This window comes from Bifidobacterium sp. WK041_4_12 (assembly GCF_041080795.1).
Classification (GTDB): Bacteria; Actinomycetota; Actinomycetes; order Actinomycetales; family Bifidobacteriaceae; genus Bombiscardovia; species Bombiscardovia aquikefiricola.
The window spans coordinates 1,999,613-2,017,011 of sequence record NZ_CP129674.1 but is presented as its reverse complement, the minus strand read 5'-3'; the positions used below and the strand labels follow the sequence as shown (position 1 = coordinate 2,017,011).

13 protein-coding genes are annotated in these 17,399 nt (G+C 55.0%); 6 read left to right on the top strand and 7 right to left on the bottom strand.

What is annotated here, in order from left to right; translation table 11 throughout:
* The first annotated feature begins 23 nt into the window (after positions 1 to 23).
* The 5 genes from QN215_RS08525 (at position 24) to QN215_RS08505 (ending at position 6,116) form a co-directional block, all read left to right on the top strand.
* A complete protein-coding gene (locus QN215_RS08525) occupies positions 24 to 1,283 on the top strand; it encodes a GNAT family N-acetyltransferase (protein ID WP_369343886.1) in 1,260 nt (419 codons plus the stop codon).
* A 3-nt stretch (positions 1,284 to 1,286) separates the two neighbouring features.
* Positions 1,287 to 1,601, top strand: coding sequence for a DUF2469 domain-containing protein (locus tag QN215_RS08520; protein ID WP_094692472.1), 315 nt, complete (start codon positions 1,287 to 1,289; stop codon positions 1,599 to 1,601).
* An 87-nt stretch (positions 1,602 to 1,688) separates the two neighbouring features.
* Positions 1,689 to 3,311, top strand: coding sequence for an NAD(P)/FAD-dependent oxidoreductase (locus QN215_RS08515; RefSeq protein WP_369343885.1), 1,623 nt, complete (start codon positions 1,689 to 1,691; stop codon positions 3,309 to 3,311).
* Positions 3,312 to 3,583: 272 nt separating this feature from the next.
* Positions 3,584 to 5,593 (top strand): transcription termination factor Rho, encoded by a 2,010-nt coding sequence (gene rho / locus QN215_RS08510; RefSeq protein WP_369343884.1) that lies wholly within the window; start codon positions 3,584 to 3,586, stop codon positions 5,591 to 5,593.
* A gap of 118 nt (positions 5,594 to 5,711) precedes the next feature.
* Positions 5,712 to 6,116 (top strand): chorismate mutase, encoded by a 405-nt coding sequence (locus QN215_RS08505; RefSeq protein ID WP_369343883.1) that lies wholly within the window; start codon positions 5,712 to 5,714, stop codon positions 6,114 to 6,116.
* Positions 6,117 to 6,241: 125 nt separating this feature from the next.
* Here the strand turns inward: QN215_RS08505 and valS are convergent, their stop codons facing one another.
* The 4 genes from valS to QN215_RS08485 all read right to left on the bottom strand — a co-directional run bounded on the left by valS (position 6,242) and on the right by QN215_RS08485 (position 12,286).
* Positions 6,242 to 9,019 (bottom strand): valine--tRNA ligase, encoded by a 2,778-nt coding sequence (gene valS, locus QN215_RS08500; protein ID WP_369343882.1) that lies wholly within the window; start codon positions 9,017 to 9,019, stop codon positions 6,242 to 6,244.
* Between the two features lie 187 nt (positions 9,020 to 9,206).
* On the bottom strand, positions 9,207 to 10,826 hold the full coding sequence (locus QN215_RS08495) for an ABC transporter substrate-binding protein (protein WP_369343881.1): 1,620 nt from the start codon (positions 10,824 to 10,826) through the stop codon (positions 9,207 to 9,209).
* The gene (gene nth / locus QN215_RS08490; RefSeq protein WP_369343880.1) at positions 10,823 to 11,500 is read right to left on the bottom strand and encodes an endonuclease III; all 678 of its coding nucleotides are present in this window, start codon (positions 11,498 to 11,500) and stop codon (positions 10,823 to 10,825) included. Before nth ends, QN215_RS08495 begins: the two co-directional genes overlap by 4 nt.
* Before the next feature lie 42 nt (positions 11,501 to 11,542).
* A complete protein-coding gene (locus QN215_RS08485; protein WP_369345122.1) occupies positions 11,543 to 12,286 on the bottom strand; it encodes a winged-helix domain-containing protein in 744 nt (247 codons plus the stop codon).
* A gap of 277 nt (positions 12,287 to 12,563) precedes the next feature.
* Between QN215_RS08485 and QN215_RS08480 the strand changes: the two genes are divergently transcribed.
* Positions 12,564 to 13,367: a hypothetical protein gene (locus tag QN215_RS08480; RefSeq protein WP_369343879.1), complete on the top strand. Its 804-nt coding sequence runs from the start codon at positions 12,564 to 12,566 to the stop codon at positions 13,365 to 13,367.
* A gap of 69 nt (positions 13,368 to 13,436) precedes the next feature.
* Here the strand turns inward: QN215_RS08480 and QN215_RS08475 are convergent, their stop codons facing one another.
* The 3 genes from QN215_RS08475 to QN215_RS08465 all read right to left on the bottom strand — a co-directional run bounded on the left by QN215_RS08475 (position 13,437) and on the right by QN215_RS08465 (position 17,364).
* A complete protein-coding gene (locus tag QN215_RS08475) occupies positions 13,437 to 14,027 on the bottom strand; it encodes a manganese efflux pump MntP family protein (RefSeq protein WP_369343878.1) in 591 nt (196 codons plus the stop codon).
* Between the two features lie 383 nt (positions 14,028 to 14,410).
* Complete coding sequence (locus QN215_RS08470; protein ID WP_369343877.1) at positions 14,411 to 14,905, bottom strand: inorganic diphosphatase; 495 nt, start codon at positions 14,903 to 14,905, stop codon at positions 14,411 to 14,413.
* A 119-nt stretch (positions 14,906 to 15,024) separates the two neighbouring features.
* Positions 15,025 to 17,364 carry a maltotransferase domain-containing protein gene (locus QN215_RS08465; RefSeq protein ID WP_369343876.1) on the bottom strand — a complete coding sequence of 780 codons (2,340 nt, stop codon included), beginning with the start codon at positions 17,362 to 17,364 and terminating at the stop codon, positions 15,025 to 15,027.
* Between the last annotated feature and the right edge of the window lie 35 nt (positions 17,365 to 17,399).

The window sequence follows — 17,399 nt, the reverse complement described above, 5'->3', positions numbered from 1 at the left end:
CCGTCGAATTCGAGAGTGGCATTATGACACGCAGCACTGAGGACACGTCCTTATCCGGTCAGTCGAGAGAGCTTCCGGAGCGCATCATCATTCCTGAAATCAAGGGTGAGATGGTGCATTTACGCCCCGCCACGCTCGATGATCTCGCGCGCATGGAAGAGCTGGAAGCCTTCTACAACGCCTCGGGAATCACCGGCAAGGACAGGCAGGCCGAACGTGCCGTGGTGCGTACCTGGGTTCGTCGCTCAGTGGCATGGGCGTGGGGTCAGAAAACCGTGGATTCCGGTGTAGGAGATCCTGAATTCCGGCGTACCATCGCGTGGGCATTGGTTGCCGAACCCACGGATCGCGATGCTGACAACAAATCTGCTGACGAATCTGATGCCGACCGCATCATCGGCATGATCTTCCTCATTGACATTGACGGTTGGGCTCGTTCCGCTCGCATCCAGGTGGTATTGGGCAAGGATTATCGAGGTCGCGGGTATTCAAGGGATGCGATGCCGCGCGTCATGACCTATGGTTTTGCCCCCGAGCCGGTTGGCTTGGGCTTGCACCGCATTTGGGTGAGCGTTCCTGAGAAGAACACGCGCTCCATCTCGGTGTATCAGTCGCTTGGATTCCTGCCGCTAGGGGTATCGCGTGACGCATTGTGGGATGCCAGCGCGGGCAAGTATCAGGATCTGATCGTCATGGATTCGCTGGTGGATGAATATGATCCGATACGTTCGCTTGACGCCTTTGGCATGCATGTCTTTGAGGAAAACCCTGGTGTCAAAGAGGCGATGACGATGCAGCACATAACGCCTGAACTGCATCATCTTGAGAATAAGAGCGGTATCGTGGCCGACAGAATCGGCAAAGGGCATATCAGTGCCAGCGAGCAGAGTTCGTATGCAAACACCTCAGAGTCTGGGCAAGCCTCGAATGTGAACTCAGATGCTCATGCCTCGTCGCCAGTGGCATCGCAATCTGACGTCCAGAAAGATTTCGTTTCCGGCGACGATGCACTCCACAGCGGCGAGAGTGAGCACGCGTCTCTTGCCTCGCAATCGAGCGGCAGTGGCAATGGTCATTCGACGTCGCAGCGGCAGCACCAGGAGCACTATGATGCCAACCCGTCGTCGAACTGGCATTTCGGCAGTGGCAGAACGGATGGCGAGGAGGTTCCAGATCAGGTTGAATGGCCATATAACCAGACTGACAGAAAACCATCAAAGCGCGCATGGTGGCGTAGTCTAGGGAATAAACACAAGCAGACCCCGGAAGAACGGAAAGACTGACATATGAGTGCTGAGGATCTCGATAATTACGAAACCAAGGCAGAACTTGCCCTGTATCGTGAATACAGGGATGTCATCAAGCTCTTCACCTATGTTGTCGAGACTGAACGACGCTTCTATTTGGCCAACAAGGTTGACTTCAACGTGCGTTCAGCTGGCAATGACGTATATTTCGATGTGCAATTAACCGATGCCTGGGTATGGGATGTATATCGCTCAAGCAGATTCGTTAAAAATGTCCGCATTGTCACATTCAAGGATGTGAATGTGGAAGAAGTGCAGAAGTCTGACATTGACATTCCAGAAGAGATGCCATAATTTCTTCGAAAATGTAGTGTTGTTCAGGTTTCAGATATTGTGGTAATGGCATACACGTGCCACGACAAAGACTGTAAGGAGGTTGCTGTGGCTGAACAGCAATCCACGGATAAGGATTCGCAAGACAGACAATCAATCGTGATTGTCGGCGGTGGACCGGCAGGTCTGACTGCCGCTTGGGAGTTCGTCAAGGACGGAAACAGTGACTATGATGTCACCGTTCTGGAGGCAACCAAGCAATTTGGTGGCATTTCGAGGACTGTAAAGCATAATGGCAACCGCATGGATATCGGCGGACACCGTTTCTTCTCCAAGGATGACAGAATCATGGAGTGGTGGAAGACTATGCTTCCGCTGCAGGGTGCTCCTTCATTCGATGACAAGAAGCTGGGGCGTCACCACGATCTGGAACCAGGTGGTCCAGATCCTGAGAAGACCGACAAGGTGATGCTGAAGCGCCACCGAGTGTCAAGAATCTTCTGGAATCATCACTTCTTCGATTATCCAATCTCGCTGTCGCCAAATACCTTGAAGGCATTGGGATTCAAGCTGACGATGGAGGCTGGCTTCAGCTACCTGAAGTCGTGCGTTCATAAACTGCCCGAAGATAATCTTGAAAACTTCTACATCAACCGTTTCGGGCGCAAGCTCTATTCAATGTTCTTCGCAGGGTACACCGAGAAGCTGTGGGGACGTTCACCGAGTCAGATCAGTGCAGACTGGGGCGCGCAGCGCGTGAAGGGCCTGAGCATCATTGGCGTGCTCAAGAATGCCGTGATGAAGATCTTGCCGAAGAAGCGCGATGCCCACGAGGTTGAAACCAGCCTTATCGAGGAATTCTGGTATCCGAAGCTTGGACCTGGCCAGCTTTGGGAAACCGTTGAGGAGCGTTGCACCAAAGCAGGCGTCAAGGTGCTTACCGATGCACGCGTGGTCGAAATCGATCAGAACGAAGGCAAGATTTCGGGCGTGGTATACACCCATGCCGACGGTAAGCGCGTCGAATTGAAAGCGGATCAGGTCATTTCTTCGATGCCGGTGAAGGATCTCGTCCATGCCATCGCCGCTTCGCCGCAGTCCGCTCCCAAGGATATGCAGCATATCGCCAATGGTCTGCCCTATCGTGACTTCGTCACGGTCGGTCTGCTGGTGAAGAAACTGAGGATTCGCAATACCACGAGCATCCCGACGCTTGGACATCCGCCAATCGTTCCTGACTGCTGGATTTACGTGCAGGATCCGGGATACAAGGTTGGACGTCTGCAGATTTTCAACAACTGGAGCCCGTATCTCGTCAAGGACGTTGAGAATACCGTATGGATAGGTTTGGAATACTTCTGCGACGAGGGTGATGACTTCTGGAATCTGTCCGAGGACGAGGCCAAGAAGTTCGCCATCAACGAGTTAACGCGCATGGGCATCATCAGTGGCCCGCAGGACGTTCTCGACTCGCATCGCGAAGAGGTCCCGAAGGCATATCCTGCATACTTCGACACCTACCCACAGATGCCGGAACTGGTTGAATGGCTGGATTCCTTCGGCAACCTGTATTGTGTCGGGCGCAATGGCCAGCACCATTACAACAACCAGGATCATTCGATGGCGACGGCGATGGAAGCTGTCAAGAACATTGAGACTGGACGAACATCCAAGCGCAATGTGTGGAATGTCAACACCGAGAAAAGCTATCACGAAGAGAAATCGAACTGATCAGGTCATCGTTGCGCATCGTTCGTCAATGTTCATGATGCTTGACTGAAGCGAGCATGTCGAGAATCCGGCTGAGCGGGATAGTCCGCCCAGCCGGATTTCCATATTCGGGCTAGCTGGCGTTTTATTTTGCAAGAATCCATGGGGCGTTGTAGAGTGTGTGGAGTCCGATTGCTGGGACAGCCTCGGATATTCATATGCAGATGAATCTGCAATCATTTTCAAGCCACGCCTGACACTTTGTCAGCGAGCGGTAGGAAAGGCATTATACAGTGGCAACAAGCCAAAATCTTGATGATATGAAACTGCCTGAGCTCAAGGAGCTCGCCAAGCAGATGGGTCTGCGCGGCACATCCACCATGCGCAAGTCAAAACTTGTTGAGACCATACAGGCCGCACGCTCCGGTGGCGCTGCCCCCGCAGGTGTAACTGTTCGGGCTCCAAAGCAAGCACCATCGTTGAACACTTCAGTTGCATCGACCGATGCAAGTCAGCAGACACCGGTTACGCAAAACCTTCCAGAAGAACGTTCTTTGATTCGTAGACGTACTCGGAAGAGCTCAGCTACGAAGGAAACCGCATCACGCGAGGGTGCTCAATCCTCTGACGCTGCGGCTCAGCAGGGAGTTCAGCAGCAGAACCGTTCGAATGATCTGTTCGATGTGCTGGGCATAGACAATGCAGAGTCAGGCCACAGTGAAGAGCGCCATGATCAGCGTGACCAGCGTGACCATGACAAGCGTGGCGCAGACCGGCAGGATAGCCGTCGTGGAGGGCACCGTGACTCGGAGAGTTCCACAGGTGTCGCACTCCCACTGCGCAAGAGAAGCCGCAAGCACGACGCCGTCGACGATAACGCTGAGCAAGACCATGAAAACGTTCGCGATCTCGATGACATTCTGGCAGCGCTGCCCAATCGCAGCGAACGTTCCTCGCGTCGTCAGAACGATGAACACGGCGACAGCCAGGACGGCAATCGTCGCAGCCATGACCGTCGTGAGCGCAACAATCGCAATGACAATGCTGATCGTAACGAGCGTAACGACCGTAACGAGCGCAGCAATGATCGCAGGGGTCGCAACCGTCGTGAACGCAATCGTGACTTCGAATCCCGCGATGAAGACAAGCGCGATGATGCAAGGCAGGAGGAGCTCGTACCCGTTGCAGGCATCGTAGACGTGCTTGATTCCTACGCCTTCATTCGCACTTCCGGCTATCTGCCAGGTCCCAACGATGTGTATGTGTCGATGGGACAGGTCAAGAAGTACAGCCTGCGCAAAGGCGATGCCGTTCACGGCTCGATTCGTCCACCGCATGAGGGCGAGCGACGCAATCAGCGGCAGAAGTTCGTGCCGTTGCAGTCCATTGACACCATCAATGGCATGAGCGTGGAAGAGGCATCCTCGCGTCCTCATTTCAGTAAGCTCACGCCTCTGTATCCGCAGGAACGCCTGCGCATGGAGACTCAGCCGAACAAGATTACCGGCCGACTGATTGACATCGTATCGCCGATTGGCAAGGGGCAGCGTGGCCTGATCGTTTCTCCGCCAAAGGCCGGCAAGACAATCACCTTGCAGAACATTGCCAATTCCATCAGCACGAACAATCCTGAGGTGCATCTGATGGTGGTGCTCGTCGATGAACGACCTGAAGAGGTTACCGATATGGAGCGAACGGTGCAGGGTGAGGTCATTTCCTCAACCTTCGACCGTCCGGCATCCGATCATACGACCGTCGCAGAACTCGCCATCGAACGCGCCAAGCGTCTGGTCGAACTTGGACAGGATGTTGTCGTTTTGCTTGATTCGATGACTCGTCTGGCTCGTGCATACAACATTGCAGCACCTGCATCCGGCCGCATTCTTTCCGGCGGTGTCGACGCTCAGGCACTGTACCCGCCTAAGAAGTTCTTCGGAGCGGCGCGCAACATTGAAAATGGTGGTTCTCTGACCATCATTTCGTCTGCCTTGGTGGAAACCGGTTCGAAGATGGACGAGGTCATCTTCGAAGAGTTCAAGGGAACGGGCAACATGGAGTTGCGACTGTCCCGCGAACTGTCAGAAAAGCGCATGTTCCCAGCCATCGACATCAACGCTTCCGGCACGCGCCGTGAAGAGCTCATTACCCCACCACAGGAGCTGTCAATCGTCTATCGCCTTCGCCGCGCATTCGGTGGCATGGAACCTGAACAGGCATACCAGACGTTGGTGCCTCGTCTGAAGAAGACGGCAACCAACAAGGACTTCCTTGCCGCGCTGACGCAGAACATTCCGCAGGCATGAGCCTCTGATTCCGTAAGGATTGCCTCCACCATGTCCTCAATGCCGTAATCAAGGTGTTGGGGACATTGTGCGTAAGGGGCATTGAGAATGGTTGAAGCCGGAAGCTATTCTTGAGTTCATGAGCGAATCTGAACACGAAGACGAACACGAAGAAGAGCATTCCACCACGATTGACCGTCACATGGCTGCAGAGAATCCGGAGACGGCACGCTCGGTGGCGCAGATAAAAGAGTTGAGACAGTCAATCGACAACGTTGACACTGCAATCGTGTCCTTGCTTGCAGAACGGTTCAAATATACTTCCAGGGTTGGCGTGGTGAAAGCTCAGGCTGGATTCGCTCCAGCGGACTATAAACGCGAGGAGCGCCAGATCGCTCGCTTGCACAGCATCGCAGAGGCAGCAGGACTCGATCCGGAAATTGCCGAGATGTATCGCGAATTCGTGGTCACCGAAGCGAAAAAACGTCATAAGCGCATAGCCGATGCTGGAGGTGACCCCGGTGTCCTTGACGTCTTTGCGTGAGACCTGACATCGAGACCGGCTGAAGCGGCACGGTCTCAAGAAATTCGGCATGTCAGTGTGATTCAGACAGCATCGCGACTGAATCACACTGCTGTCTGAATCGCACTGGCATGCCGATTGCTGAGTTACTTGCGAGGCTTCTTCGCCGGTGGTTCGCCAAGGGTGCTGGAAATGACCTTGATCGAAGGCGTGTCCCCATCCTGAGCATCGGAATCAGCACTCGCATCTGAATCAGCACTGGCGCCCGTACCTGCATCAGCGGTTGAGGCGATTTCTATCGTGATTTCGCCTGTGACTCGACCGGCCTCTGCTATGTCAATCAGTGAGGAGCGCACGGCATCTTCCGCTTCGGCAGGAAGCTTCAACGTTACGGAGGTAATGGGTGTGCGCATGGAAACCTTGGCCTCTGACTTGATCTTGCGCAGCTCGGCGAGAGCATTGCCTGACCAGGTGAGCACTGCAGCATTCACGCCATCGCCTGCTTCGGCATAGACAGCGGCTTTGGGCCACTGAGCGACATGAACCGAACCAGCGCCATCATGCATCCAACTCCAGACCTGCTCGGTGGAGAAGGGAAGATACGGTGCCAGCAGACGTGTGAAGGCATCCAATCCAAGACCCAGCGTCGTGCGAGCGGACTGCACGGCAGCGGCATCGGGAATCTTGCCTGTGGCATCGGCAGTGCCGTAGGCTCGGTTCTTGGCCAGCTCGATGTAGTCATCGCAGAAGTCCCAGAAGAAGCTCTCGATTGTTTCCAAGGCCTTCGAATGCTCATAGGACTCAAGTGAGTCGCTGGCTGCGGCAATCACCTCGCCCAAGCGGGTGAGCACCGAACGGTCAATGGTTTCAGTGACATCCTGTGGATTCCATGTCACCTTCGCGGCAGATGCAACATGATGCTGCTCGTCTTCACGTCCGATGGCCAGAGCGAACTTGGTGGCGTTGAGCAGCTTGATGGCCAGTCTGCGACCAATCTTCATCTGCCCCTCGTCATAGGTGGCATCGAGTCCCAGACGTGCCGATGAAGCCCAGTATCGTACTGCGTCGGCACCGAATTTCTTGATAGGCTCATTGGGCACCACGACATTGCCCTTGGACTTGCTCATCTTCTTGTGATCGGGATCGAGAATCCAGCCGGACAGCGTGGCGTTGGACCACGGCAGACAGTGATTCTCAAGATGGGCGCGGTCAATTGAGCTGAACAGCCAGGTGCGAATGATGTCCTGACCTTGCGGACGCAAATCCATCGGGAACGTGGCTTTGAACAGCGCCTCATTCTCTTCGCCCGGCTCAGCCCAATGCGTCACGATCTGAGGTGTCAAAGAACTTGTTGCCCACGTGTCCATGATGTCGTTTTCGGCGATGAATCCACCAGGAAGGTTGCGCTGTGAGGCATCGAATCCGTCAGGGACGTCGCTCGTCGGATCGATTGGCAGTTCTGCCTCGTCAGGCGTGATGGGATGCGCATAATCGGTTTCGCCATCCGCCTTGACCGGATACCACAGTGGGAACGGGACACCGAAGAAGCGCTGACGTGAAATCAGCCAGTCGCCATTCAATCCGTGTACCCAGTTGTCATAGCGCACGCGCATGAAGTCGGGGTGGAAGTTCAACTCCTTGCCACGGTTGATGAGTTCGGCATTGAGCGCTTCGTCAGTACCGCCATTGCGCAGATACCACTGGCGTGAGGTGACGATTTCGAGTGGCTTGTCGCCCTTCTCATAGAAGTTCGTCATACGCTTGGTCGGGGTTGGCTCGCCTTCAAGATCGCCAGATTCGCGAAGTTCGTCGACGATGATCTTACGGGCAGTGAATACGGTTTTGCCGGAGGTTTCGGCAAAGATTTCACGGCCGTGGCTGTCGGTGATCCAATCAGGAGTGTCGCCGACGATGCGGCCATTGCGCTGAAGAATCGAACGTGTCGGCAGCTTCAGGTCACGCCACCACTCGACATCCGTGACGTCGCCGAAGGTGCAGCACATGGCGATGCCGGCGCCCTTATCCATCTCGGCGGCAGGATGCGCGAGAATGGGCACAGGTACCTTGAACAAGGGTGAATACACCTTCTGACCAAAGTATTGCTTGTACCGATCATCGTCTGGGTGCGCAATCAGGGCTCCGCAGGCGGCAAGCAATTCGGGACGTGTCGTTTCAATGTAGATCGGCGTGCCATCTGCAAAGCGGAAGGCTATCTTGTGATAGAAACCGGGGTATTCGCGAGATTCCAACTCTGCCTGAGCCACAGCCGTCTGGAAGGTGACATCCCACAGACCCGGCGCATCCTGCTGATAGGCCTCTCCGCGAGCGAGGTTCCGCAGGAAGGCCTTCTGAGCGACTCTGCGTGGGTGCTCGCCGATGGTGTGATAGGTCTGGGTCCAGTCGATGGAAAGTCCGAGCGAGCGCCACAGATCTTCGAACTGCCGTTCATCCTGCGCCGTCAGCTTCTCGCACAGTTCAATGAAGTTCTGGCGTGAGACGCGAACCTGATCGCGCGCTTCGAGCTTCTTGCCTTCGGTGCCTTCGAACGGTGGCTTGAAGTCGGGATCGTAGGGCAGTGAGGTGTCGACGCGCACGCCGTAGTAATTCTGCACGCGCCTTTCGGTAGGCAGACCGTTGTCGTCCCATCCCATCGGATAGAACACGTCATAGCCTTGCATGCGCTTGTATCGTGCTATGACATCGGTGTGCGTGTACGAGAATACGTGGCCGACGTGGAGATGACCTGAAACCGTGGGCGGCGGCGTATCAATCGAATACACCTTCGAGCGCTCGCGATTATGCTTGAATTGATAGATGCCAGATGTTTCCCATTGCTTCTGCCACTTGGCTTCCAGCCCATCGACCGCAACGCGGTCGGGGAGTGGTGTCAGTTGAGCGGATATTGATCCTTGCTTCTCAGTCATACACGCAAGTGTATGAATTTAGCGTGACAAAGAGATCATCGCCATCAGGAGTGAGGTGGCAGGCGTATATTCGCGCAATCCCAATCGAATGCGGCATCGTGAACCTGCATCCATGAAGCTTCAGGGGGAGCCTGGTTATTGAACAGTGTTATTGAACAGTGTTATTGAACAGTGTTATTGAACAGTGTTATTGAGCAGAGCCTATGCCTCGCACTGGAAAGTATTCGGCAGTTGAATTCGACGGCACGTTCGTAACCGTGTGGTTGTATGCCGTAACTGGCGTCGAGACGTAGAGCCAGTCGACGGGCGATTGCGTTGCCACGGTTGTGGCATATGAGGCCATGTTCTTCAAGCAATCTGCATCATTCTTCGATGCCTTGACGCTTTTCCATGCCTGCTGTGCGTCGGGACTGTCATATCCGCTCAGCGAGGCGGGATCAGCGAAGGTGGCTGCATCCTCGGCCCCTGCCATGGGTGCGAGGGTCATGTCAAAAGCGTGCTGCGTTTCAACCGTGTTCTGCCAATCTGCATCGCTGACCATCGTCACCGTGACCGGAACTCCTCCCGCAGCCAGTTGCGCCTTCACCAATGCACCGATGGCAGGGCCATAGGATTGCGGGTAAATGAATCGTAGACTGCCGTGATAATAGCTCGGTGAGAAATACGAGGCCATCTGAGCGCCCTTGGCCGTGTCATGTGGGAAGAGCCCGGTTTCATCCTGATATCCCTCGTCAAGCGGCGAGAGAGGCCCCCCAATGGCTGCTACCGTGCCATGCTGCGCTGCCACGATGCTTGCATGGTCGAGCATATAGCGAATTGCCTCGCGGAAGCGCTGGTCCGAGAGCACGGAATCCGTTCGGGCGTTGAACACCAGCGCCAGTGTGTCGTTGCTCTTTCCGGTGACCAGCGAGAATCTCGAGTCTTTCGCCTCGTTGCTCGCCTGCGCCATCGCATCCGGTTCTAGGGGTGTGGCAATGTCTACCTTGCTGCTCTGCAGGGCATGCACCATGGCAGTAGCATCCGAGAAGTATGTGAAGGTCGCTTGAGTGACAGCCGCAGGCTGAGTGCCCCAATACTTCGTGTCAAGCGTGAGCTGAAGCTTCGTGCCGGGTTTCCAGCCGCTCACCGTGTAGGGTCCTGAGCCGAGAGCCTGCGTCGCATAGTCGATCTTGCCGGTTCTGTCATAGACGATGCCGGCACGCCCACTGAGCTGCCGCAGCAGCAGAGGGTCTGGGCTTTTCAGCCGTATCGTGACCGTTGACGCGTCCGAATGTGACACTTCGGTCACATCGGCAAGAGCGTCTGCACCGACGAACTTGCTGGTGATGATCTGCTGCAGGGACCAGACAACGTCAGAGGCATCGAGAGCATCGCCATTGGAGAAGTGCATGCTCGCATGGAGATGGAAGGTGTAGCTGCGACCATCCGACGATATCGTCCAGGATCGTGCGATGCCAGGTGCCGGAGCACCTGACGCATCTTGCGAAACCAGTGTCTCATAGACATTGTTCAGGAGCGCCTGCTCAACCCCGGTTCCTGAATCTTTGCGCACATCCAAGGATTGAGGAACCGAAGTGCTGGCGATGGTGACGGACTTGGAAGGCATGGAAATTGCGTGTTCGAAACTTACACCCTTACGTTTGTACAGCAGCCAGCCGCCCCAGCAGACACTGCCGAGCCCTGCCACGATAACAAGAAAAATGATGAATGAGACGAAGCCGTTCCTGCGATGGGAATCGCCTTGCGGGGCATCGTAGGCGCGAATGCCGCCATGATCTGGTTCGTTGTCTTCCCGGTGGCTGGTCATACTGCCGAGTGTATACCAGAGGCGGCGTCAAGGGCTGCCTGCATCAGGCATTCGCGGCAATCCTTGCTGCGCGCGGTGCAATATTCACGTCCGAAATAGATCAGTCGATGGGAGAGCACGGTCCATTCTTCAGGAGGGAAATACGACGTGATCTCTCGTTCCACATGCACGGGATCGGGATGCTTCGAGCGCCAGTCGGTTCTCCAGCGCAGGCGTCCGGTGACGCGCATGACGTGAGTGTCGACAGGAAATCCAGGAATGCCAAAGGCATTGCCCAGAACGACGTTGGCGGTTTTTCTTCCGACACCGGGCAGTGTGATCAGCTGATCCATCACCGGTGGAACGATGCCGTCGAATTCTGTGGTCAGAGCACTGCCAAGCCCTATCAGATGCTTCGCCTTGGAACGGAAAAAACCCAGCGAATGAATGATGTCTTCCAATTCCTCTGGATTCGCTGCCGCAAGCGCTTCAGGTGTCGGATAGCGCTTAAACAGCGTTGGCGTCACCTTGTTCACGCCGATATCAGTGGTCTGGGCGCTTAACACCGTTGCCACGACGAGTTGGAACGGGGAATCGAAGTTGAGGCTGCAATGCGCGTCAGGATACAGCTTCGTGAGAATGTCATAATCCGCATGGATGCGGTCACTGCGCTGCTGCCGAGTCTCCCTTGCCAAACTCTGTGCCGTCCTTGCCTAAAAAAATGTTGAACAATCAGGTTACTGCTCCGAATGACTTGATTGCTTTGCCTGTTCCTGAGCCTGTGCCTCGCGCTCGCTGCCTTCTGGAGGATCAAAGCGATATCCTACGTTGCGGACGGTCCCGATAAGGTGTTCGTATTCGCCACCGAGCTTGGCGCGCAGCCTTCTGATATGCACATCAACGGTGCGAGTGCCGCCATAGTAGTCGTATCCCCACACTTCCTGAAGAAGCTGAGCGCGGGTGAACACCCTTCCCGGATGCTGTACCAAGTATTTCAGCAGTTCGAATTCCTTGTATGCCAGGTCGATTGGACGGCCAAAGAGGCTTGCTGTATAGCCGTTGGTATCCACGATGAGCTCGCCGGAACGAATCTGCCCATCGTCGTTGTGGGAGCTGACCTGCTGCGATTTGGTTCTGACGGTATCGTTGCCTGTGCTGTGCTCCGATATGATGCGCAGCCTTGCCTCGACTTCAGCCGGAGATGCGGAATTCACGATCACATCGGCAATGCCCCACGAGGAGTTGACCACCGTGAAACCACCTTCGGTGAGAATGAGCAACACCGGTGTGGACAGGCCTGAGGCCCTGATGAGATTGCATAAGGTCTTTGCGGTTGCCAGATCATCTCGAGCGTCGAGAAACAGAATGGTATTTTCTGGCATCTTCACCAACGATGCGGCATCCATCGGCAGCACACGGACGCGGTGAGAAAGCAAGGCAAGCGAAGGGAGTACGGACGCAGGATCTGCTGCAAACGTCATCAGCGTCAAGTCGGTCACGTTGGTTCCCCTTAGTATGTAAGAACTGCCATTCTTGATGAAGCAGTTCAATTGTACAGTCTTGAGAAACCTGTGGAAGATGCCCCGTTCACGATGCGTTCATTTTCTCGTGGCCTGGAGTTCTCATAGGGTTTCTTGCATTTGTACAAGCCCTTGTGGACAGTTCACGCTACATTGTTACACAGGAAAGGGTCTGAGCTCCAGGAGTATGAGCCTAGAGCTGTAGCCTGTGATTGCAAGGAATGTTGAGGCTGACACCATGGTTGAAGGCAAAGTGCGGGTAAACAGGCGTGACAAGACTTCCTCCACCTCTCTCTGGTACAGGGTGATGAAGACGATGCAGAAGGCATTGACGGGCAAGGTTGCAGGCGTTCAGTTCGCTTTCTATCTTGTTATGCTGCTGGGAAGCTTTGCCTGCACCTTGCTGCTGCCTGGGCTGGGAGCGGTTGTCTGGAGCCTGGCTGCCGGAGTGGTGCTGCTCGCGCTGTTCATCGCATGGTGGCCATTCAAGACTTCAAACGCTGCAGGTGGCGATCTTGTGGTCGAGTGGATTGGTCGAATAGTCGCTGGCATTGCAGGGCTGATTTCGCTGGTGTTTGCTGCCATGCAGCTGCATTCCCTGCTCACTCCATCCGCCTTTGGTGAACGAGAGAGGCGTCTGCTTTCATGGGCGGCGGTTGTTGTCGTTCTGGTGACCGTACTGGTCATCATTGGCTTTGTTCTTCAGATGACAAGACGTGAGAGAACTCATCTCATCCGTTCACTGTCAGAAAGCATTTTTGGTTCAGTCGCATGCGTTGCTGCAGGCGGCTGGCCATTTTTCGCCTTCCTGATGCGAATGCTTGCTGACGGTTATCAGAGTCGGCGTGCGACGGCGTTGGTCATGGTGATAGTGCTTGCATTGGTCATCCTGGTTGCAATCGGCGTTGCCGCGACTCTATGGTGGCGCGATATCAGGGCTGACGAGCCGGGGTCGTGGTTTGGCGTTGCGATGCTGCCCGTCATGTTCGCTGGGATAGCGTTCTATCTCCTCAGCGTGTCCGTGTTCTATCTGCTGTTCTGAGCCGTGCACGGGGCATGGGGACTCTGGACAAGTACGTGAAGGCTTCTAAGAGTGCTTCTAAGAGTGCTTCTAGAAGAGGATTGATCGCAACGCTTCAAAGAAGCCTAGATGATCCAGTAGTATTTCAAGACCGAGGAGAATCAGCACGCTTCCACCGCAAATCTGTGCAGGTTTGCGCCAGCGTGCACCAAAGACATTGCCGATCTGCAGACCTGCAACGGACATGGCGGCCGTCATGATGCCGATGCTGATGATAATGGGCCATATGCCCTCGGAAACCACTGAGATGCCAATGCCCACAGCGAAGGCATCGATACTGGTGGCTATCGCGAGTGGCAGCATCGAGCGCCAGCCGAATGAGGATGCAACCCTGTGCTTCTCGTCGCTCTGGACAGCAAGCGCCTCGCGGATCATGTTCACACCCAAGGCTGAAAGCAAGCCAAAGATGATCCAGTGATCTATGGAAGTGATATAGGAGCGGAAGCCCGCTGCGGCAAAGTATCCGAAGAGGGGGAAAAGCGCCTGGAATCCGCCCAGCCACAGAGCGACGGTGAGGCATTGGCGCGCGGTGGTGCGTCGGATGCTCAGACCCTTGCTTATTGATACAGCGAAGGCATCCATTGAGACACCTAATGAAATAGCAAGCATTTCAAATAGCACGATAACTCCATTCACATAGTGAAATTGGTATTAAAACGTCGCTAGCTGCATTGGTTTGTAAGCTGTGTGGATTTAATACGGTGACGGGCTTTAGTGGTCCACCACATATGACCGGAACAGTAATAGCCTCTGAGCCCTACTGCAAGGCCAAAAACGACTACCCCTCGACGCTTGGATGTTCTACCCGTCAAGCTTCATATTGCGACACGTCATCGTGTTTTGTTGCCTTTTTGCAGTATAACTTCGAATATTTGGCTTGAGATGGGTTGAAAAAGTCCAGTTTTCACGGCTTCAATTCAAAAAAGGCAACAAAAAAGCCTGTGGCTGTCGAAATCATCGATTTCGACAGCCACAGGTGAGACTGTTACGAGAACAGAGTGGGATTACTTCTCTGAATCGGCGAGACGCTTTACGGAAGCCGCAATCTGCTGCTCTGCCTCTTCTGCATTGGTCCAGTAATCTCCAGGCTGGACCTCTTTGCCTGGCTCAAGAGCCTTGTACTGCTCGAAGAAATGCTTGATCTCCGCCTTGTGGAATTCGGAGACGTCGTCAACGTCCTTGATGTCGTCGAAGCGGACATCGGCAGGAACGCACAGCACCTTGTCGTCGCCACCGGCCTCGTCAACCATGTGATACAGACCCACTGCGCGGCATTCCACCACACATCCCGGGAAGACTGAATCAGGAATCATGACCAAGGCATCCAAGGGATCGCCGTCTTCACCCAAGGTGCCGTCAATGTATCCGTAATCGTCCGGATATCCCATAGAAGTGAAGAGGGTGCGATCCAGCTTGATGCGGCCAGTCTCATGATCTACTTCGTACTTGTTGCGTGATCCACGTGGGATTTCGACAACCACTTCAAATGTTGATGCCATGTCGTCTCCTTGTCTGACGTGCTTTGTGACGTTTCAACCCGTGAGCATAATGCTCTGACGCCACCACATTACCCGCAGCCCAAGAAAGCTGAACCGCGGGCATGGTGTCCCAGCCAATCTCAGTGAGCATGGCGGACGGTGAGGATATGGGCAACGTCAGCCCAGGGGGCGAGCGAGACATAGTCAGAGCCATTCCAAGTGAACTGATGTCCGGTCAGTTCATCGTGAACCTCGAAGGTGTGACCCGCTTCGATGCCGAATGCTGTCGGATCGCTATTGATCCGCGAGGAATGTGCATTGTGACCATCAAGATTGACCACGACGATAACCGTGTCCGGCGTGCCATCCTCGGTCAGCGCCCCATCGATATGACGCATGAATGCCAGAACGTTGGGATCCGATGATTCGAGAATGTGCAGGTCGTGATAGCTCATGAGCGCAGGGTGCGAGCGGCGTATCTGATTCAATCGGGTGAGCAGTTCGGCGATGCCGTATTTCTCAGCCCGGCTCCAGTCACGGATCTTGATCTCGTACTTTTCGTTGTCAAGCTGTTCTTCGAAGCCTGGCCGCTGCCGGTTTTCAATCAGCTCATAGCCGTTGTATATGCCCCAGCTTGGGCTTCCGGTTGCTGCGAGCACGGCTCGCACGGCATGCCCGGCTATCCCGTTATCGCGAATGTAGGCGGTGAGAATGTCCGGTGTGGTTGGCCAGAAGGTGTTGTGCTGATAGAAGGCGGCATCGCCGTTGGTCTCCTGCAGATAATCCTGCAACTCCTCCTTGCCATTGCGCCAAGGGAAGTAGCAGTGCGATTGAGTAAAGCCTGCGTAGCTCAGTGCCCGCATCATTGCCGGACGGGTGAACGCTTCGGCAAGGAAAAGAATCTCGGGATGATGTCTGGTGACCTTCGCAATGATCTCCTGCCAGAAACTGACCGGCTTCGTATGGGGATTGTCCACGCGGAATATGGTGACGCCCGCATCAATCCACAGTTCCATGATGCGTTCGACTTCGCGTGCTATGCCGGGCATATCCTCGTCGAAGTCAATCGGATAGATGTCCTGATACTGCTTCGGCGGGTTCTCGGCGAATGCAATGGAACCATCAGGCTTGTGCCTGAACCATTCTGGGTGACTGTGCACCCAAGGATGATCGGGCGAACATTGCAGTGCAAAGTCGAGAGCGATTTCGAGTCCAAGATCATGCGCCTTGTCTACGAAGGCTCTGAAATCGTCCATGGTGCCCAACTGCGGGTTGACCGTGTCATGCCCTCCTTGCTTCGAACCAATGCCAAAGGGGGATCCAGGATCATCCGGTCTTGCAATGAGCGCATTGTTCCGACCTTTCCTGTTGGTTGTTCCGATGGGGAAGATGGGGGGAAGATACACGATGTCGAAGCCCTCGGCCTTGGCTCGTTCCAATCCCGAAACGGACGTGGCAAAGGTGCCCGGGATGATGTGCTGCGTGCGCGGATCGACGCGCGCGCCTTCTGAGCGGGTAAAGAACTGATACCATGCAGCAAAGCTGGATGCAGGGCGCTGTACCAGAATCTCTTGCCCTCGTGAGGTGGAGAGATGCTCGCGCAAAGGATGCTCTGCATGCAACCGGGTGATTGCTTCGCTGCGCGCCGCGTCGAAGCGCTGGGAGATATCGGCGTTCACGTCAAGTATGGACTGCGCGGCATGCGCCAATATGCGTCTGTCTTTTGATAGAAGATCTTGATCGTCTTGCACGGACCATCGTTCAAGCAGCGCCCCACCCTCTTGCAGAGTGTTTTCAATATCGTCATTGACGCTGATCTTGATGGTGGCATCGTGCAGCCAGGAAGCGTAGGAGTCTTCCCAACCTTCTATCACCAGAGTCCACAAGCCCAGATGTCTGCGAATGTCAGCAAATGATGGATCCCAAGGTTTCGCATCACTGTGCTGGTCGGCCTTGAGACCGGCTTCCCACTCGTCGAGGCCAGCATTGGTGCAGACCATGGGTGTCCGCAGCATCACTTTGCCACGCGGATTGCGAAGCACGGCAGTCGCTCCGACCTTGGCACGCCCCTCGATGAACACCTGCGCCGAAACATGAAACATTTCGCCAAGTTCGACGCGCGCAGGAAAGACGTCATCCTCAACGGTGGGCGTGGTATTCATGATGACGACTCGCCCGAACAATGGGCCGGAAGCAGAATGGCGCGCCTTCGACCGAGCCGCTTCGGATCGCACGGCTTCCTTGCTGTGTGCGGCATGTGTCGTTTCATGTGAGGATTGCAAGCTGAGCTTGGGAAGTTTGGTCTGTTTGGATCGCTTGGCTGATTTGTGCGCTGCCACGGCTGATCCAGCGGTGACCGTTGAAGTCAGTCGTGTAGAGGCCGGTGGTGTGGAATTCTTGTGCGCGGTGGAGGAATGAGCGTTGGACTTGGCACGTTTCTTTGTGCCTGCGCTCGCATGTGATGCAGTATGTGAAGCCATAGAACCATTGTAGATATCGATTGTTCAAAACATGG